General features: G+C 65.5%; 15 protein-coding genes. 8 read left to right on the top strand and 7 right to left on the bottom strand.

The genetic code is table 11. The features are described 5' to 3' along the window. Positions 1–38: 38 nt before the first annotated feature. Together J2X57_RS01435 and J2X57_RS01430 are read left to right on the top strand one after the other, a co-directional pair. Positions 39–881, top strand: coding sequence for an SAM-dependent methyltransferase (locus J2X57_RS01435; protein ID WP_309862903.1), 843 nt, complete (start codon positions 39–41; stop codon positions 879–881). A 153-nt stretch (positions 882–1,034) separates the two neighbouring features. Then, positions 1,035–1,787, top strand: a complete 753-nt coding sequence (locus J2X57_RS01430) for a hypothetical protein (RefSeq protein WP_309862900.1) — start codon at positions 1,035–1,037, stop codon at positions 1,785–1,787. Here J2X57_RS01430 and J2X57_RS01425 read toward each other — a convergent pair. Beyond that, on the bottom strand, positions 1,758–2,303 hold the full coding sequence (locus tag J2X57_RS01425; protein ID WP_309862897.1) for a DUF2878 domain-containing protein: 546 nt from the start codon (positions 2,301–2,303) through the stop codon (positions 1,758–1,760). The genes J2X57_RS01430 and J2X57_RS01425 overlap by 30 nt on opposite strands. A gap of 181 nt (positions 2,304–2,484) precedes the next feature. On the opposite strand from J2X57_RS01425, the gene J2X57_RS01420 reads away from it, so the two are divergent. Next, entirely contained in the window at positions 2,485–5,037 is a 2,553-nt protein-coding gene (locus J2X57_RS01420; protein WP_309862894.1) for an EAL domain-containing protein, read from the top strand. A gap of 32 nt (positions 5,038–5,069) precedes the next feature. After that, the gene (gene gph, locus J2X57_RS01415) at positions 5,070–5,726 is read left to right on the top strand and encodes a phosphoglycolate phosphatase (RefSeq protein WP_043694072.1); all 657 of its coding nucleotides are present in this window, start codon (positions 5,070–5,072) and stop codon (positions 5,724–5,726) included. Between the two features lie 59 nt (positions 5,727–5,785). Here the strand turns inward: gph and msrA are convergent, their stop codons facing one another. The 4 genes from msrA to J2X57_RS01395 all read right to left on the bottom strand — a co-directional run bounded on the left by msrA (position 5,786) and on the right by J2X57_RS01395 (position 8,861). Then, entirely contained in the window at positions 5,786–6,286 is a 501-nt protein-coding gene (gene msrA, locus J2X57_RS01410; RefSeq protein ID WP_036113075.1) for a peptide-methionine (S)-S-oxide reductase MsrA, read from the bottom strand. Next, positions 6,283–6,744: a peptide-methionine (R)-S-oxide reductase MsrB gene (gene msrB / locus J2X57_RS01405; RefSeq protein ID WP_036113072.1), complete on the bottom strand. Its 462-nt coding sequence runs from the start codon at positions 6,742–6,744 to the stop codon at positions 6,283–6,285. Before msrB ends, msrA begins: the two co-directional genes overlap by 4 nt. Before the next feature lie 112 nt (positions 6,745–6,856). Next, on the bottom strand, positions 6,857–8,188 hold the full coding sequence (locus J2X57_RS01400; protein ID WP_309862889.1) for a HAMP domain-containing sensor histidine kinase: 1,332 nt from the start codon (positions 8,186–8,188) through the stop codon (positions 6,857–6,859). Further along, the gene (locus tag J2X57_RS01395; RefSeq protein ID WP_309862886.1) at positions 8,172–8,861 is read right to left on the bottom strand and encodes a response regulator transcription factor; all 690 of its coding nucleotides are present in this window, start codon (positions 8,859–8,861) and stop codon (positions 8,172–8,174) included. Before J2X57_RS01395 ends, J2X57_RS01400 begins: the two co-directional genes overlap by 17 nt. A 137-nt stretch (positions 8,862–8,998) precedes the next feature. On the opposite strand from J2X57_RS01395, the gene J2X57_RS01390 reads away from it, so the two are divergent. The 3 genes from J2X57_RS01390 to J2X57_RS01380 all read left to right on the top strand — a co-directional run bounded on the left by J2X57_RS01390 (position 8,999) and on the right by J2X57_RS01380 (position 11,445). Then, positions 8,999–9,772 (top strand): MipA/OmpV family protein, encoded by a 774-nt coding sequence (locus J2X57_RS01390; RefSeq protein WP_309862884.1) that lies wholly within the window; start codon positions 8,999–9,001, stop codon positions 9,770–9,772. A 3-nt stretch (positions 9,773–9,775) separates the two neighbouring features. Further along, positions 9,776–9,976, top strand: a complete 201-nt coding sequence (locus J2X57_RS01385) for an antitoxin Xre/MbcA/ParS toxin-binding domain-containing protein (protein WP_043694084.1) — start codon at positions 9,776–9,778, stop codon at positions 9,974–9,976. Positions 9,977–10,059: 83 nt separating this feature from the next. Next, on the top strand, positions 10,060–11,445 hold the full coding sequence (locus J2X57_RS01380; protein ID WP_309862880.1) for a PLP-dependent aminotransferase family protein: 1,386 nt from the start codon (positions 10,060–10,062) through the stop codon (positions 11,443–11,445). Positions 11,446–11,483: 38 nt separating this feature from the next. Here the strand turns inward: J2X57_RS01380 and zwf are convergent, their stop codons facing one another. Beyond that, on the bottom strand, positions 11,484–12,971 hold the full coding sequence (gene zwf, locus J2X57_RS01375; RefSeq protein ID WP_309862877.1) for a glucose-6-phosphate dehydrogenase: 1,488 nt from the start codon (positions 12,969–12,971) through the stop codon (positions 11,484–11,486). 193 nt (positions 12,972–13,164) lie between these two features. Between zwf and J2X57_RS01370 the strand changes: the two genes are divergently transcribed. After that, a complete protein-coding gene (locus J2X57_RS01370; RefSeq protein WP_309862873.1) occupies positions 13,165–13,911 on the top strand; it encodes an SDR family oxidoreductase in 747 nt (248 codons plus the stop codon). Here the strand turns inward: J2X57_RS01370 and yjjX are convergent. Continuing rightward, positions 13,908–14,477, bottom strand: coding sequence for an inosine/xanthosine triphosphatase (gene yjjX / locus J2X57_RS01365; RefSeq protein WP_043694090.1), 570 nt, complete (start codon positions 14,475–14,477; stop codon positions 13,908–13,910). The two genes, J2X57_RS01370 and yjjX, sit on opposite strands and share 4 nt — an antisense overlap. Between the last annotated feature and the right edge of the window lie 42 nt (positions 14,478–14,519).

Raw genomic sequence — 14,519 nt, 5'->3', positions numbered from 1 at the left:
AGGTAAAATCGTCGATTGCCCGTTGCTGGAGTTCGCCTGTGTCCCACTATTCCGGTCCGCTGCTCACGCGTCCCATCGTCGAGGCGTGGGCCGCGGCGCGACAGGACGGCACGGGCACGTGGCGTGGTTCGCTGGATCTGGGGCGTACCGATGACGATGTATCGCTTGCCGCGGACACGTGGACCTGGCGCGAACGGGTCTACCCGTGGCCTCGCAAGCTCAAGGACCGGACCCTTTACTGGTGGGATGGGGAAAGCTTCGAACCGGTGTCGAGGTTTTCGGGCTCGCTGATCAAACTGGTTCCCACCGAATGGGGCGCGCCGACCTTCGAAATCGATGGCATCAAGATGCTGCCGACGTCGAAAGAGTCGCCGGTCGACGATGCGCGGCGGAAGGTGGCCCTGGTCGAACCCCGGGGAAAGGTCGTGCTGGATACCTGCGGCGGACTCGGCTATTTCGCCGCCTGCTGTCTGGATTCCGGCGTCGCGCGCATCGACTCGTTCGAAAAGAACGCGGATGTGCTCTGGTTGCGCAATATCAACCCGTGGTCGCCCGACCCGGAAGCGCCCGAAACCGGAGGACGGCTGACTCTTACGCACGCGGACATCTCGCACGCCATCGCGCATATCGCGGATGCGTCCGTCGATGCCCTGCTGCACGATCCGCCGCGCTTCGGCATCGCGGGCGAACTCTACTCGCAGGCCTTCTATGGCCAGCTGGCCCGCGTGCTCCGTCGTGGCGGGCGTCTCTTCCATTACACCGGCAGCCCCAACAAGCTGACCAGCGGACGTGACGTGCCACGCGAAATCGCTACACGGCTGACCAAAGCCGGCTTCACGGCGGAGCTGGCACTGGACGGCGTGTTCGCCACACGCCGGTAAGGGCAAGTAGCAGGCGAATAGGAACACACAAGGCATGCGAACGAGGTAGACCGGGAAAGGGATCGCGTCACGATGCCTGCACGGCACCAACGCGCATCCTGACGGCGAGGCTGCACGTATGAACTCCATGACGCCCCTTCGCCACGAGGTCCCATGCGCCATCCAGCCGCTCTCTCACTCATCGCCTTTTCGGCGTACGCCGCCGCTTCGCCCTCTTTCGCGATGGCGCAATACACGGGCGAGGCCTTCGCCCGTGGCAGCGACACGCTTATCTATCGGGAAGTCCACATCGAAGATGCGTCACGGCACGCCATCGTCTTTCAGTGTCCGGATGGCAGGGCCTTCGCCCGCAAGCGGCTAAGCACGGCTGGTGCGCCGACACAGCCGGACTTCGACTTCAAAGATGCGCGCAACGGATACGAGGAGGGCGTCCGTGGCGAAGGCGGCCAGCGTGTCGCCTATGTACGCAAAGTCGATGGCCAGCGCAGTGAGCATCCATTGAGCATCGATGCCGGCGCGGTCATCGATGCCGGGTTCGATGCCTACGTACGGGCCAACTGGGATCGCGTCATCCGGGGCGGAGCGTCCGTCCCGTTCCTGATGACGGGACGCGGCAAGTTTTTTCCCGTGAAGATCACCGCCGCCGCGGCGCAGGGGCCGGAGCGCAGGATCGATCTCAGGCTGGATGCCTGGTATGGCTTTGCCGCACCGACGATCAGCGTGACCTACACCGAGGCGACACGATTGCTTCGGCGGTACGAAGGGCCCGGCGCGATACGCGACGACCATGGAAAGCCCCTCGACGTACGCATCGAGTTCAGCCCGTCCGAGCGCAAGAGTGACGTCCCGTCCCACGCGTGGGAAGACGCCCTCGCATTACCGCTTGACGGTCGCTGCCCGGCCTGACGTCAGGTGTGCGAGCGCGACGGCAAGCACCGCCATCGCGACAGCCCAGGAAACCGCCAGCCACGCGTATCCTTGCCAGACAGGTGCCGGAAACGTCACCGCGCTCCAACCCCTTTGCGCTCCCGCGTACGACAACGGCCCGCCGACGGCTCCCAGCAACGCCGCCGCCACCGGACGGCCGGACAGCCAGCGCATCGGTCCCGGCAGCGTTACGGCGAACGACGCCCAGAGCCCGAGGATCCAGCACGGGGGCCCACCGGGAAAGGGCATCGGATCTTTCGCCGCGTAGCGCACGACACCTGCCACCGTCGCACCTCCGTCCACAAGCATGCCCAGCAACACCGCGAGAACGGCAAGCCGCCAGACGACGGCGCGCTCGGCTGACGCGATCGATTGCCAGAGAACGAACGCGAGACATGCTGCGCAGGCAAGCCAGCCGCGGTCGTGTCCTGCGGCGACGACCACGGCGAACCACAGCGCCTGGTAAGCGATAAACGTGAGGACACGCGTGTTCATGCGGATTTCTTAAGTAATCATGCGTTACCCGTCATTACGGCATGGAAACGTCGGCGGATGCATCGCATCAACACCCAAAAATTGGCAAATGCACACTTCGCCGCATCTGTGAAGATGATTGCGGGCGATCCGAGAGACTGTTAGCGTCCTCATTTCCAGGGGGGATAGGCGTTCCATCGCCGTGATCAACGAGTTCAGGAAAACTTCTTCGCTGGTCCGGTCCATCGGCTTCGCGGTAGGCATGATCATCGGCATCGGTCTGGCGGCCGTCCTGTTTCAGGATTACCGTCACCGCGTGCAGGCGGCGCATGCTCAGGCGCAGGCTCTCGCGGACGGTGCACAGCGTCTGCTCAGTGCGCGCCTGCATACCATCGAGCGCGCGATGCAGGCCGTCGCGGCCAATGCCCGCGATCTAGCCAGCACCGTTCCTGCGCAGGCGCAGGCACTGGTCGCCGATAACCTTAAGGGCGTCATGGCACGCCATGAGCAGGTCGAAAGCATCGTCCTGGTCGACGCGCAGGGACAGCCGATCAGCGCCGGCGATCCGGAACCCTCTATCCGCCAGTGGAGTAGCGACCTCACGCGCGGTGCGGACCTGCGCACGGGTCCGCTCGCACGACACAACGACGGTTGGGTCATGCCGCTGGCTGTGCCTCTGTCAGATGGGGGCTGGGTACTCGTCCGCCTCAGGCAGGCCGAATTCCAGGACGTCGTGGACAACCTCCACGCCGGCTCGCAGGACGTGGCCGCCATCACCGATCGCTTCGGCGTGATCGTCGCCCGGACGGGTGCGAATGCCGAACTGACCGGCAAGCCGGTCGACATGCTGTTCGCACCGGACGACGTCCGTCTGGGCCGCCGCGTCAGTCGCATCGACGGCGTGGAGCGTCTCATTTCCGCCGCGGCGCCGGGACGATATCCGCTGTGGGTGGGATTCGGCACGGCAAGCGCCGCTGTCGTCGAAAGCTGGTACCCCGTGGTTGCGCTCACCGGCGCGCTCTACCTGCTGTACTGGATCGTCCTGCTGTACATCCTGCGCCGCATCGGTCGCGCCGAACGCGACCACCTGCGCTATGTCGAACAGATCGAAACGGCCGAGCGCCGGTTCCGCATCATCTTCGACAAGAATCCGATGCCCTGCTGGGTCTACGACGTCGACACACTGCGCTTCCTGGTCGTGAACCAGGCGGCCATCGACGCGTACGGTTACACGCGGACGCAATTCCTTGCCATGACCCTGCTGGACATCCGGCCCGCCGCCGACGAGGGTGCCCTGAAGGCCGCCGTTACGAACCGCGACGTTCGCGCCGCCGAAAAACATCCCTGGACACACCGTCGCGCGGACGGAAGCCTGCTCCAGGTACGGGTCCACGCCTCCGACATCGACTTCCCCGGGCACGCCGCGCGTCTGGTGGTGGCCGAAGATGTCACCGAAAGGTTGCGTAACGAGCGTGTTCTGCGTCACAGGGCCACACATGACGCCACCACGGGTCTGCACAACACGGATGCCCTGCTCGAATTCCTCGACGACGACCGTCGCCGCTCCGTCGGTTACGAACTGGCCTTCGTTCAACTGCGCGGCCTCGAGCTGATCAGCGATACGTTCGGGCAGGCCGTCGGTCAGGACGTGCTCCGCGTGATGGCGGACCGCTTCGCGGCCCTCAGGGGCCCCGACAGCGCAGTGGCCCATCGTCCCGCGGAAACCTTCGTCCTCGCCATTTTGAACAATGAGCGCCGTGGCGAGATGCTGGCGGCGCTGATGCGCGCGGTGACCTCGCCCGTCAGCGTCCATGGCATGTTGCACGTCCTCGAACCGCGGGTTGGCCTTGCCTTGCACCCGCGTGACGGCGAGCGGGCCGAGAAGGTCCTGGGCGCGGCCGCCCTCGCGGCGCAGATGGGTAACGGCGCGCCGGGCACCTGGCACGTGTTCGAAGCGGCCATGGCGGCGGCATCGATCAACCGTCTGAAGATGGCGGCGCAGATCCGTAACGCCCTGGATCAGGACACCTTCATCGTCCACTTCCAGCCGATCATCCGCAGCCGCGACGGCCTGATCGTCAGCCTCGAAGCGCTGATCCGCTGGCCACTGCCCGACGGCGACTTCGTCGCACCGGACGTCTTCATTCCGCTGTGCGAGGAAACCGGCCTGATCGTTCCTCTTGGCCATCGTGTGTTGCGCGAGGTCGGACGGGCGTACGTGACCATGGCGCAGGCGGGCTTCGCGGACATCGCCCTTGCGGTGAACGTCTCGGCCGTGCAGCTGCAGCGCGACGACATCGTCGATGCGATCCGCCAGACCATCGCCGATTACCATCTGCCGACGGGAGCGATCCAGGTCGAACTCACCGAGAGCGCCGTGATCGGCGATCAGGCCCTGCGCGCGATGGATGCCCTGAAAGCACTGGGCGTACCGGTGCACCTCGATGATTTCGGTACAGGGTTCTCCAGCCTCGCCTATCTGCGCGATCTGCCTATCGATGCGCTGAAAATCGATCGCGCGTTTGTCGCCGAAATCGACTCCGAAGTCCGCTCGGCATCCGTCTGCGAAGCCATCCTGACGCTCGGCCATACCCTGGGCCTGCACGTGATCGCCGAAGGCGTGGAGCGCGAATCGCAGGCGGAATGGTTGATCGCGCATGGCTGCGACTACCTGCAAGGCTTCCATGCCGCCATGCCCATGTCCGTCGACGATGTGATCGTCTTCATGCAGGAGCGGCGGGCGGCAAGGGCGTAGAATGGCGGTCTTTGCGCCCGGAGCCCGAGCCTGTGACCTTTCCCTTTTCGCTGGTCATCTTCGATCTGGACGGCACGCTGGTCGACAGCGCCGCCGACATTGCCGAGTCGGTCAACCGCACGCTGACCGACTGGAAACTGCCCACCGTCGACACCGCGCGCATCACCGAGTGGATCGGTGAGGGCTCGCGCAAGCTGATCACCTACGCGTTCCGCGATGCAGGGAGCGACGCCGATATCGACGCGGTGATGCCCGGATTTCTCGAACACTATGCCGAGACCGCGCTCGATGCCGTCGCCTATGACGGCGTCGTCGAAACACTGGCGGCGCTGCATGCGCAGGGCGTGAAGATCGCGGTCTGCACCAACAAGAACGAAGAGTTCGTCCGTCCGCTGCTCGAGGTTCGCGGCATGCTGCCGTACGTGGATACCATCGTCGGCGGTAACACGCTTCCCGAGCGCAAGCCCAGCGGCGTGCCCTTGCTGCATATCGCCAAAGCGGCGGAAGTCGCCGTGTCGGACGTGCTCATGGTCGGCGATTCGGAGAGCGACATGCTGGCGGCGCATGACGCGGGTGTGGCGCTGGTCATGGTCAGCTACGGCTACCGCAAGTCGCTGGATCTGCAGAAAGCCGGTGCACTGGCCGTGATCGATCGCATGCCCGACCTGCTTTCCATCCGCCCGCGCTGATCGCCGCCCGCCCCGCCCGCGTGCCAGGCCCGGCGGCGCCGGGCCTGGATCAGGTCACATCAGGCCGCGCGTCGGGGCAGTACCCAGTCCGGACGGATGAAATGACAGGTGTAACCGCTCGGATACTTTTCCAGATAGTCCTGGTGCTCCGGCTCGGCTTCCCAGAAATCCCCCGCCGGGGCGAGTTCGGTCACGACCTTGCCCGGCCATAGCCCCGATGCATTGACGTCCGCGATCGTGTCCTCGGCGACGGCTTTCTGCTCGTCGTCCAGGTAGAAAATAGCCGACCGGTAGCTCAGCCCGCGGTCGTTACCCTGGCGGTTCAGCGTGGTCGGATCGTGGATCTGGAAGAAGAACTCCAGGATCTTTCGATAGTCGATCTTCGCCGGGTCGAACTCGATTTCGATGGCTTCGGCATGGGTGCCGTGGTTGCGGTACGTCGCGTTGGGCACGTCGCCACCGGAGTAGCCGACACGCGTGGCGATCACGCCGGGCTGCTTGCGGATCAGGTCCTGCATACCCCAGAAGCAGCCGCCGGCCAGAATGGCGCGTGACGTCATACGACACCTCCTTTTTCGTTGGCGAACAGGGCCACGTAATCCGGATAGCCTTCTTTCTCGAGATCGGCCACGGGGATGAAGCGCAGCGAGGCGGAATTGATGCAGTAACGGAGCCCGCCACGGTCGCGCGGGCCATCGGGGAACACGTGACCCAGATGACTGTCGGCATGCGTCGAACGCACTTCCGTGCGGATCATGCCGTGGCTGATGTCGCGGTTTTCGACGACATGCTCGTCCTCGAGCGGACGCGTGAAGCTCGGCCAGCCGCAGCCGCTGTCGAATTTGTCCAGCGACGAGAACAGCGGCTCGCCCGATACGATATCGACGTAGATACCGGGCTCATGGCTGTCGTGAAAGGCGTTCTGGAACGGCCTTTCGGTGCCACTCTGCTGGGTCACGCGAAACTGTTCGGGGGTGAGCCGGGAAAGGGCTTCGGGAGTCTTGCGATAGTCGGACATGGGGACCTCCTCGAGGGTTCGTCACATAATGCGGGCGGACCGCGTGGATGCAATGGCAACGTCGTCGCACCACCGGAGAGACCCGGCTCTGGCGTCTCCGGCCTGACGGAGGTCAGGCCGAAGGCAGCCGTATCCGGAAACGCGCGCCGCCACCGGGCGCGTCCGTCACGCCGATGTCGCCGCCGTGTCGTGCCACGATTTCCTGCACGAGATGCAAGCCCAGGCCTGTACCGACGCTGCTCGGCTGAAGGCGATAAAACGGAGTGAACACGCGCGCGCGCTCTTCCCTGGGAATACCCGGTCCCTGATCGCTCACCTGGAGCACACCGTCGTCGTGGACCTCGACATGAATGAGTCCCCTGCCCCCTGCGTGCACGATCGCGTTCTGGATCAGATTGGTCAGCGCGCGCGACAGCGAAAGGCGATCACCGACGATCTTCACGGGGTGATCCGGTGCGTCCATGGCCAGTTCGTATCCCGCGTCGAGCACCAGCGGCGCGACATCCGAGCTGACCTCACGCGCCAGGGCGACGAGATCCAGAACACCGAGGGTGTCGGGCTGACGGCCAAGGCGCTGCAGATCCAGTAGCTGCTCGGCGATGTTCGCCAGACGCGCAAGGTCGGTCAGCAGCCTCGTCCTCGAATCGCCGGGCGGAAGAGCCGCCAGACGGGCTTCGAGGATGGCGATAGGCGCGCGCAGTTCGTGGGCGGCATCCGTCAGGAAGCGGTCGCGCGCGTCGTAACCTTCGGCCAGCCGGGCCAGCGCGGTATTGAAGGCACGCACCAGAGGCTGCAGTTCGCGAGGTACCGCACCGTCCTCGAGGCGCGCTCCGCGATCGGCGATATCGATGTCCTCGGCCTGCCGGGCGACCCGACCGACGCCTGCCATCGCACGATGGATGATCCAGGGCACGGCGATGAGGGTCAGCAAGACCAGTGGCAGGCCGATACGCCATCCGAGGTAAAACGCGATCCTCGCGACGAGCACCGCGGGCCCGGAAATAGGCACACCGCCCACCATCACGTGTATACGGTCCCCGTCCCGCTCATCGACCGCCAGACGCATCGTCATCACGTAAGGTGGTTCGCCGCTGTGGATTTCCGAGGCTTCCAGTGAAGGCAGCGCGGCGACGAAGGGCGCGTACGCTCCGGGAACATGCCCGTATTCCAGGTAGCGCCCCTGTTCGTCCGCGGCCGCGAACCAGAGACCGGGCGACTTCGTGAGCAGCATCGCCATGTCGCGATCGTCGTCCAGACGCAACGCCCCGCCTTGGACGACCAGTGAGCGCAGGATGGTCTTCGACACCGCATCGTCGATGTACGACGCCCGCGCATTGATCAGGCTCCAGGTCAACGCCGCGATCGTCGCCACCAGCGTCAGCGTCTGCAGCACACTGAGGCGCCAGGCCAGCCGTTTCGTCAGTGACTTACCGGGGTGATGCATTCGCCACCTCTCGCAACAGGTAGCCCACACCGCGAATCACGTGAATTTCCACGTGTGCGCCCCCTTCGGTGAGCACGCGGCGAAGCTTGGATACGTGCGCGTCCAGTGCATTGGACTGAATCGCATCGTCGAAACCGTAAACGGCCTCCTGCAGCACCTCGCGTTGCACCGTGCGTCCGTGCCGGTAGGCCAGTGCCTCGAGCAGCAGGAGCTGCCTGCGCTGCAGCCGCAGACGCTCGCCATCGACGAAGACTTCCCGCGCACCGAAGTCGTAACGCAGGTTGCCGATGGAAGCGACCGGCAATGCGATCTGCGCCGGCCGGCGCGAGATGGCGCGTATGCGTGCGAGCAGTTCTTCGATAGCGAACGGTTTGACCAGGTAATCGTCGGCGCCCAGATCCAGCCCCTGAATGCGATCGGTCAACGTACCGCGCGCCGTCAGCATGATCACGGGCAGGTCCACGTGTACGGCACGTGCCTTCGCCACGAGCGTGGCTCCATCGCCGTCGGGGAGCTGACGGTCAAGCAGCAGCAGGTCATGCACCCTGCTCTGCAAGGCCTCCGTCGCATGCGCGATGTCACCCGCCAGATCCACCAGCATGCCGTGCCGATGCAGGGCTCCCTGAAGGGCCTCGGCCATCTCCGGCTCGTCTTCCACCAGCAATATGCGCATGCGCGACCCCGCCCGGCCCGCACCGCGGGCATGAAGGGGGGCGATGCTAACACGCGCTAAAGGCCTGACCGGACGCGCAATGTTGAGGCAATGTGGGCTCGCCACCATGCCCGACATCGTCCCCACGGTTACCTTGCATGTCGCTGCCCCGCTTCCGCTCCCTGCCCCTTGTCGCTGTCCTCGCCGGCGTCGCCGTCCCCGCGGCCCACGCGCAATCCTCCACCGATGGCCAGGCGCACTGGACGCTCGGCATCGGCGCGACCTGGAGCCCGAGCCCGTATCGCAGCTACGACAACAAGGCCTGGCCACTGCCGCTGGTCAATTACGAAGGCAAGTCGTTCTACTTCCGCGGCGCCTCGTTCGGCTATCGCTTGTATAAGACACCGAACGATGAGATCTCGGTCCTGGTGTCGCCGCTGGCCAACCGCTTTCGTCACGACGACAGCAACGATGCGCGGCTGCGCCGCCTGTCCGATCGCGATATCTCCGGCATGGGTGGCATCGCCTGGAAGCACACGGCCGACTGGGGTGTCCTGCAGGCCTCGGCGCAGAAGGAATTCACCGGGCATGGTGGCGGCACGTCGCTCGATGCGAACTACGCTTATCCCATCCGCAAGGGCGCGCTTACCCTCACCCCGACTCTCGGCGTGACCCGCGCCAATGGGGCGCTCAACGACTACTACTACGGCGTGAGCGGACGCGAGGCGGCACGTAGCGGCCTGGCGTCGTACCGCGCCGGCAGCGGCACGGCGCCCTGGCTGGGTCTGGCGGCCATGTACCGCCTGTCGCCGTCGTGGATTACCGCCGCCGGCATGCGCTACACCGTGCTGCCCGACGCCGTGAACGATAGTCCGATGGTCGGCGACGACCACACCCAGAGCTTCTTCCTCTCACTCAGCCACGTCTTCTGAGCCATGCGTAACGGCATCATTCATCGCATCGCCGACATCGCAAGGCTCATCGAGCCCGACCGCCGCGCCGTCTGGGAGTGGTTGCTGCGCACGCCTATCGGCGAGTTCGACGGCCGCACGGCCATCGAACTCGCGCACGTGGGCGAGGGACAGCGGGTCGTCGATCTTCTAGAGTCGGTTCTCTCGGGCGCACGCAGCGCCTGAGCCGTGCGCGTTGGCGATGTATGACCCAGCGCGCCGATGAGGCGCATACTACCTGACCATTCCCTCCCTACATGGTTGGCAAGGTGACACGGACAACCTCCCTGCAGGGTATCGACTGGGCCGGCGTGCTGGACGAAAAGGGACCGCGCTACCTGCAGGTCGTCCGCTTCATGGAACGCGCGGTCGCCGAGGGAAGGCTTCGTCCCGGAGATCGACTACCGCCGCAACGCCTGCTCGCCCGTGCGCTCGGCATCGACCTCACCACCGTTACCCGCGCCTATGCCGAAGCTCGTGAGCGCCATCTGCTCCACGCGCGCGGCGCGCTGGGGACATTCGTCGCGGCGCCTCGGTTCGACACGACACAGGTCGTGGACCTGGGCATGAATCTGCCGCCCCCGCCAGACGGAATCGATCTGGCGGACCTGCTGAAACGCGGTATCGATCAGGTTCTGACGCATGCGGACGCGCACCTGCTGATGAGCTACCACGCCGGTGGTGGCAGCGCCGCGGACCGCGCGGCCGGCGCGCTCTGGCTGAAGCCCATGCTCGGGAAGCTGGATGAAGGACGCATCGTCACCTGCCCCGGCGCGCAGACGGCGCTGGCCGGTCTGATCCTCGCCCTGACCGTTCCGGACGAGGCGATTCTGACCGACGCGCTGCTCTATCCCGGCATGATCACGGCGGCGGCAAAACTGGGGCGCCGCCTGATCGCCGTCGCCGGCGATGCGGACGGGATGCTTCCGGACGAGCTGGCAAACGCCGCGGCGCGCGAGAACGCGCGGGTGCTCTACCTGAATCCGACGCTATGCAATCCAACGGCCCGGACGGTACCGGAGACGCGCCGGATCCAGCTGGCCGACGTGGCGCGGATGCACGGCCTGCAGGTGATCGAGGACGACCCGTACTGGGCGCTCGCGGACGACCCTCCGCTGCCTCTCGCCCGACACATCCCGGAGCGCACCTACTACGTAGCGACCTTATCCAAGGCGCTGACACCGGGGCTGCGTACGGCTTACGTGGTGTCGCCCGACGCGGCGGCGCGTGGCGCTTTCCTGACCAGTCTGCGCGCCGTGAGCCTGATGCCTGCTCCGATGACGAGCGCCCTGACCACGCAGTGGATTCACGATGGCACCGCGACCGCCGTGCTGGAAGGCGTGCGGCGCGAGGCGCGTGAAAGGCAGCGCATGGCGGCCTTCGCGCTGAGCCGTGTCGACATCGCCTCTCAGGGTATTCACCTCTGGCTTCCCCTGCCCGCCCGCTGGACGGCCCGCTCGCTGACGACCGCGGCGCGGCTGGACGGCCTCGCCGTGACACCGGCCGAGGCGTTTTCCCTGGATGCGCCGCCGGCCGAGGCGATTCGTGTGTCGCTGGGAGGAGTGAAGGAGCGCGTGCGACTGAAGCAAGGGCTCGATCGCCTCGCCACGCTGCTGGAGCGTGGCGAGACGGGTGAAGCCTCATTGGTCGTGTAAGCGCTCAACCTGGCGGGAACCGGCCTGCTGGCGACGACTCAGGCCGCGATATCTTCTACCCAGACATGCCCCGCCTGACGCAGCAGCGCCCGGGCCGAATCCGGTCCCCAGGTGCCCGCTTCGTAGGCATCCGGTCCCGTCTGGTCGTCATGCCAGGCTTCGAGAATGGGCGTCACCCACTGCCATGCGGCCTCGGTTTCGTCCTTACGCACGAACAAGGCCGGACTGCCCTTCACCGCATCCAGCATCAGCCCTTCATACGAATCGCGATAGACGATGCGCGAGGGCTCGTTCAACTTCGAGAACGCATCCACCTCGTCCAGCGCAAACCGGTTACCCGGCTGCTTCACGAACAGCGGCAAGGTCACGCTCTCGTTCGGCTGCACACGAATCACCAGACGGCTGCCCGGACGTGCCTCACCGAACAGGCCCGGCTCCGCCGCGCGGAACTGGATCACCACCTCGGTCAGCTTCTCCGGCATGCGCTTGCCCGATCGCAGGTAAAACGGCACGCCATGCCAGCGCGGCGTATCGATCTCGGCCTTAAGCGCGACGAAGGTTTCGGTGTTGCTGGGCGTTTCGCCCGGCAGCTCCTCGCGATAGGCCGGCACCGGCTTACCGTCGTTGGTGCCCTGTACGTACTGGCCGCGCGCCACATGGGCGCTGAGGTTGTTCCGGTCCAGCGGTTTCAGCGATTTCAGCACGCGCACTTTCTCGTCGCGCAGCGCGTCGGCATCCAGCGATGACGGACGCTCCATCGCGACGACCGTCAATACCTGCAGGAGATGGTTCTGGATCATGTCGCGCAGCGCGCCGGAGCCGTCGTAGTAACCACCCCGGCCTTCCAGACCCACCGTCTCGGCCGCCGTGATCTGCACGTACTCGATCGACTCGTGGTCCCACATGCGCTCGAGCATGGGATTGGCGAAGCGCAGCGCGATGATGTTCTGCACCGCTTCCTTACCGAGGTAGTGATCGATGCGGAAGATGCTGTTTTCGGGGAAGTGGCGACCCACGCCCTCGTTGACCTTGCGCGCGGTATCCAGGTCGGTACCGATCGGCTTCTCGAGCACGATGCGCGACGTTTCGGTGCGAAGACCTTTTTCGTCGACGTTCTTCGCGATATCGCCATAGAGGTCGGGCGAGGTGGCGAGATAGAAGACGCGGATGCGGTCATTCGTCGCGCCGTCGTCCAGCAGCGACTTGAGGCCGTCCCAGTTACCGCTGGACTCGGCGCCATTGAGGCTCACATAGTGAACCAGCCCGAGGAACCGGTTCACCGTGTCGTCCGAGTATTCCTCGGCGCGGATGAATTCCTTCAGGGCTTTCTGCGCCCGTTCGCGGTACGACGTGTCGTCGAGCGGCGAGCGCGCGGTACCGACGATGCGTGAGTCCGACGGCACCTGGCCTTCAGCGAAGCGGCGATACAGCGCGGGCAACAGCTTGCGCATGGTCAGGTCGCCGGTGGCGCCGAAGATGACGTAGTCGAACGAGTCGACGGGTTCGAGTGCGGTCGAAGTGCTCATGGCTCGGGAGTTCCAGAAGGGTATGCCGTTCATCAATGCGGCATTGCATCATGGATTCAACCCCGGCGCACCTAAACAATCTTGCGTACGCCGCATAAGTGTTGTGACGCGGCGCCTATGACACCCCTGCGCTGGCGACCCCATGGATAGCTCTTCGACGGCCAGATCGGCGGTCATTCAAGGAACCACTCCCATGAGCAAGCTGAAAGACAAAGTCGCGCTGGTCACCGGCGCATCCAAGGGTATCGGCGCCGCCATCGCCAGGTCGCTGGCGGCCGAAGGCGCGTCGGTCGTCGTCAACTACGCTTCGAGCAAGGCGGGCGCGGACGCGGTCGTGGCAGCCATCGAGGCGGCCGGTGGCAAGGCCGTCGCGGTAGGCGGTGACGTCTCGAAGCAGGCCGACGCGGAAGGGCTCGTTGCCGCCGCCATCGAGCACTTCGGCCGTCTGGACATCGTCGTCAACAACTCCGGTGTCTACGAGTTCGCATCGATCGAGGCCACCACCGAAGAACTGTATCGCCGCATCTTCGATATCAACGTACTGGGCACCATTCTGGTGACGCAGGCCGCGTCGAAGCACCTGGGCCAGGGCGCGAGCGTGATCAACATCGGATCCGCGGTCACGCGTATCACACCGGTCGACAGCAGCGTCTACACGGGCACCAAGGGCGCGGTCGACGCGATTACCGGCGTGCTCTCGCGCGAGCTCGGCCCGCGCGGCATCCGCGTCAACTCGGTCAACCCGGGCATGGTCATCACCGAAGGCACGCACACGGCGGGCATCGCCGGCGGCGACTTCGAAACCTGGGCTGCCAGCCAGACCCCGCTCAGCCGCGTCGGCAAGCCGGAAGACATCGCGCCGATCGTGACCTTCCTCGCCTCGGACGACGCACGCTGGGTGACCGGCGAACTGATCCTCGGCTCGGGTGGCATGCGCTAAGCGTCTTCCGCCGCGACCAGCCCGTAGAGTTCCGGATGCAGGAACGGCGCCATCGCCAGCATGATGGTCTGCGTGTACGCGCTCTCGCGCGTCACGTGACCATTCGTGACCAGGCCGATGGCGCCACCCTGCTGCTTGATGTTGACGGTGCCGAACAGGCGATCCATGACGGGACCGAGCTCCTCGCCATCGACCAGCGCCTCGTAAACGGCCGGCGGCAGGGGCAGCCAGGCGCTGCAGCCGACCGATACGTCATCGCCCCCGGCGATCGCGACATAGCCCATGGTGCCCGGACCATCCGCGGTGACGTCCACGCCGCCCTCCAGCGCCACGTAAAAGTCCGCCTCGCCGCCGTGTGCGCGGCAGTATTCCATCCGGTTGATCGCGCCTTCGCGAGTCTCGGCGGCGGTCATCGGTTGTTCCGGCACGCCGGACGGTGCGTGCATGCCTTCGCATTCGATCAGCCGTCCCGGAAAAAGCGGTGCGATAGCGTTGCGTACCGCGCCGATCTTCACGGGATTGAGGGAGCCGACGACGACCTTGAGCGTGCTTTGGGGTGACGACATGACGGGACCATGGGGGCGATGAAAGCCCCCATGGTACCAAGC

This window comes from Luteibacter sp. 1214 (genome assembly GCF_031455395.1).
Taxonomy (GTDB): domain Bacteria; phylum Pseudomonadota; class Gammaproteobacteria; order Xanthomonadales; family Rhodanobacteraceae; genus Luteibacter; species Luteibacter mycovicinus.
This window is presented reverse-complemented; position numbering and strand designations above follow the sequence as displayed.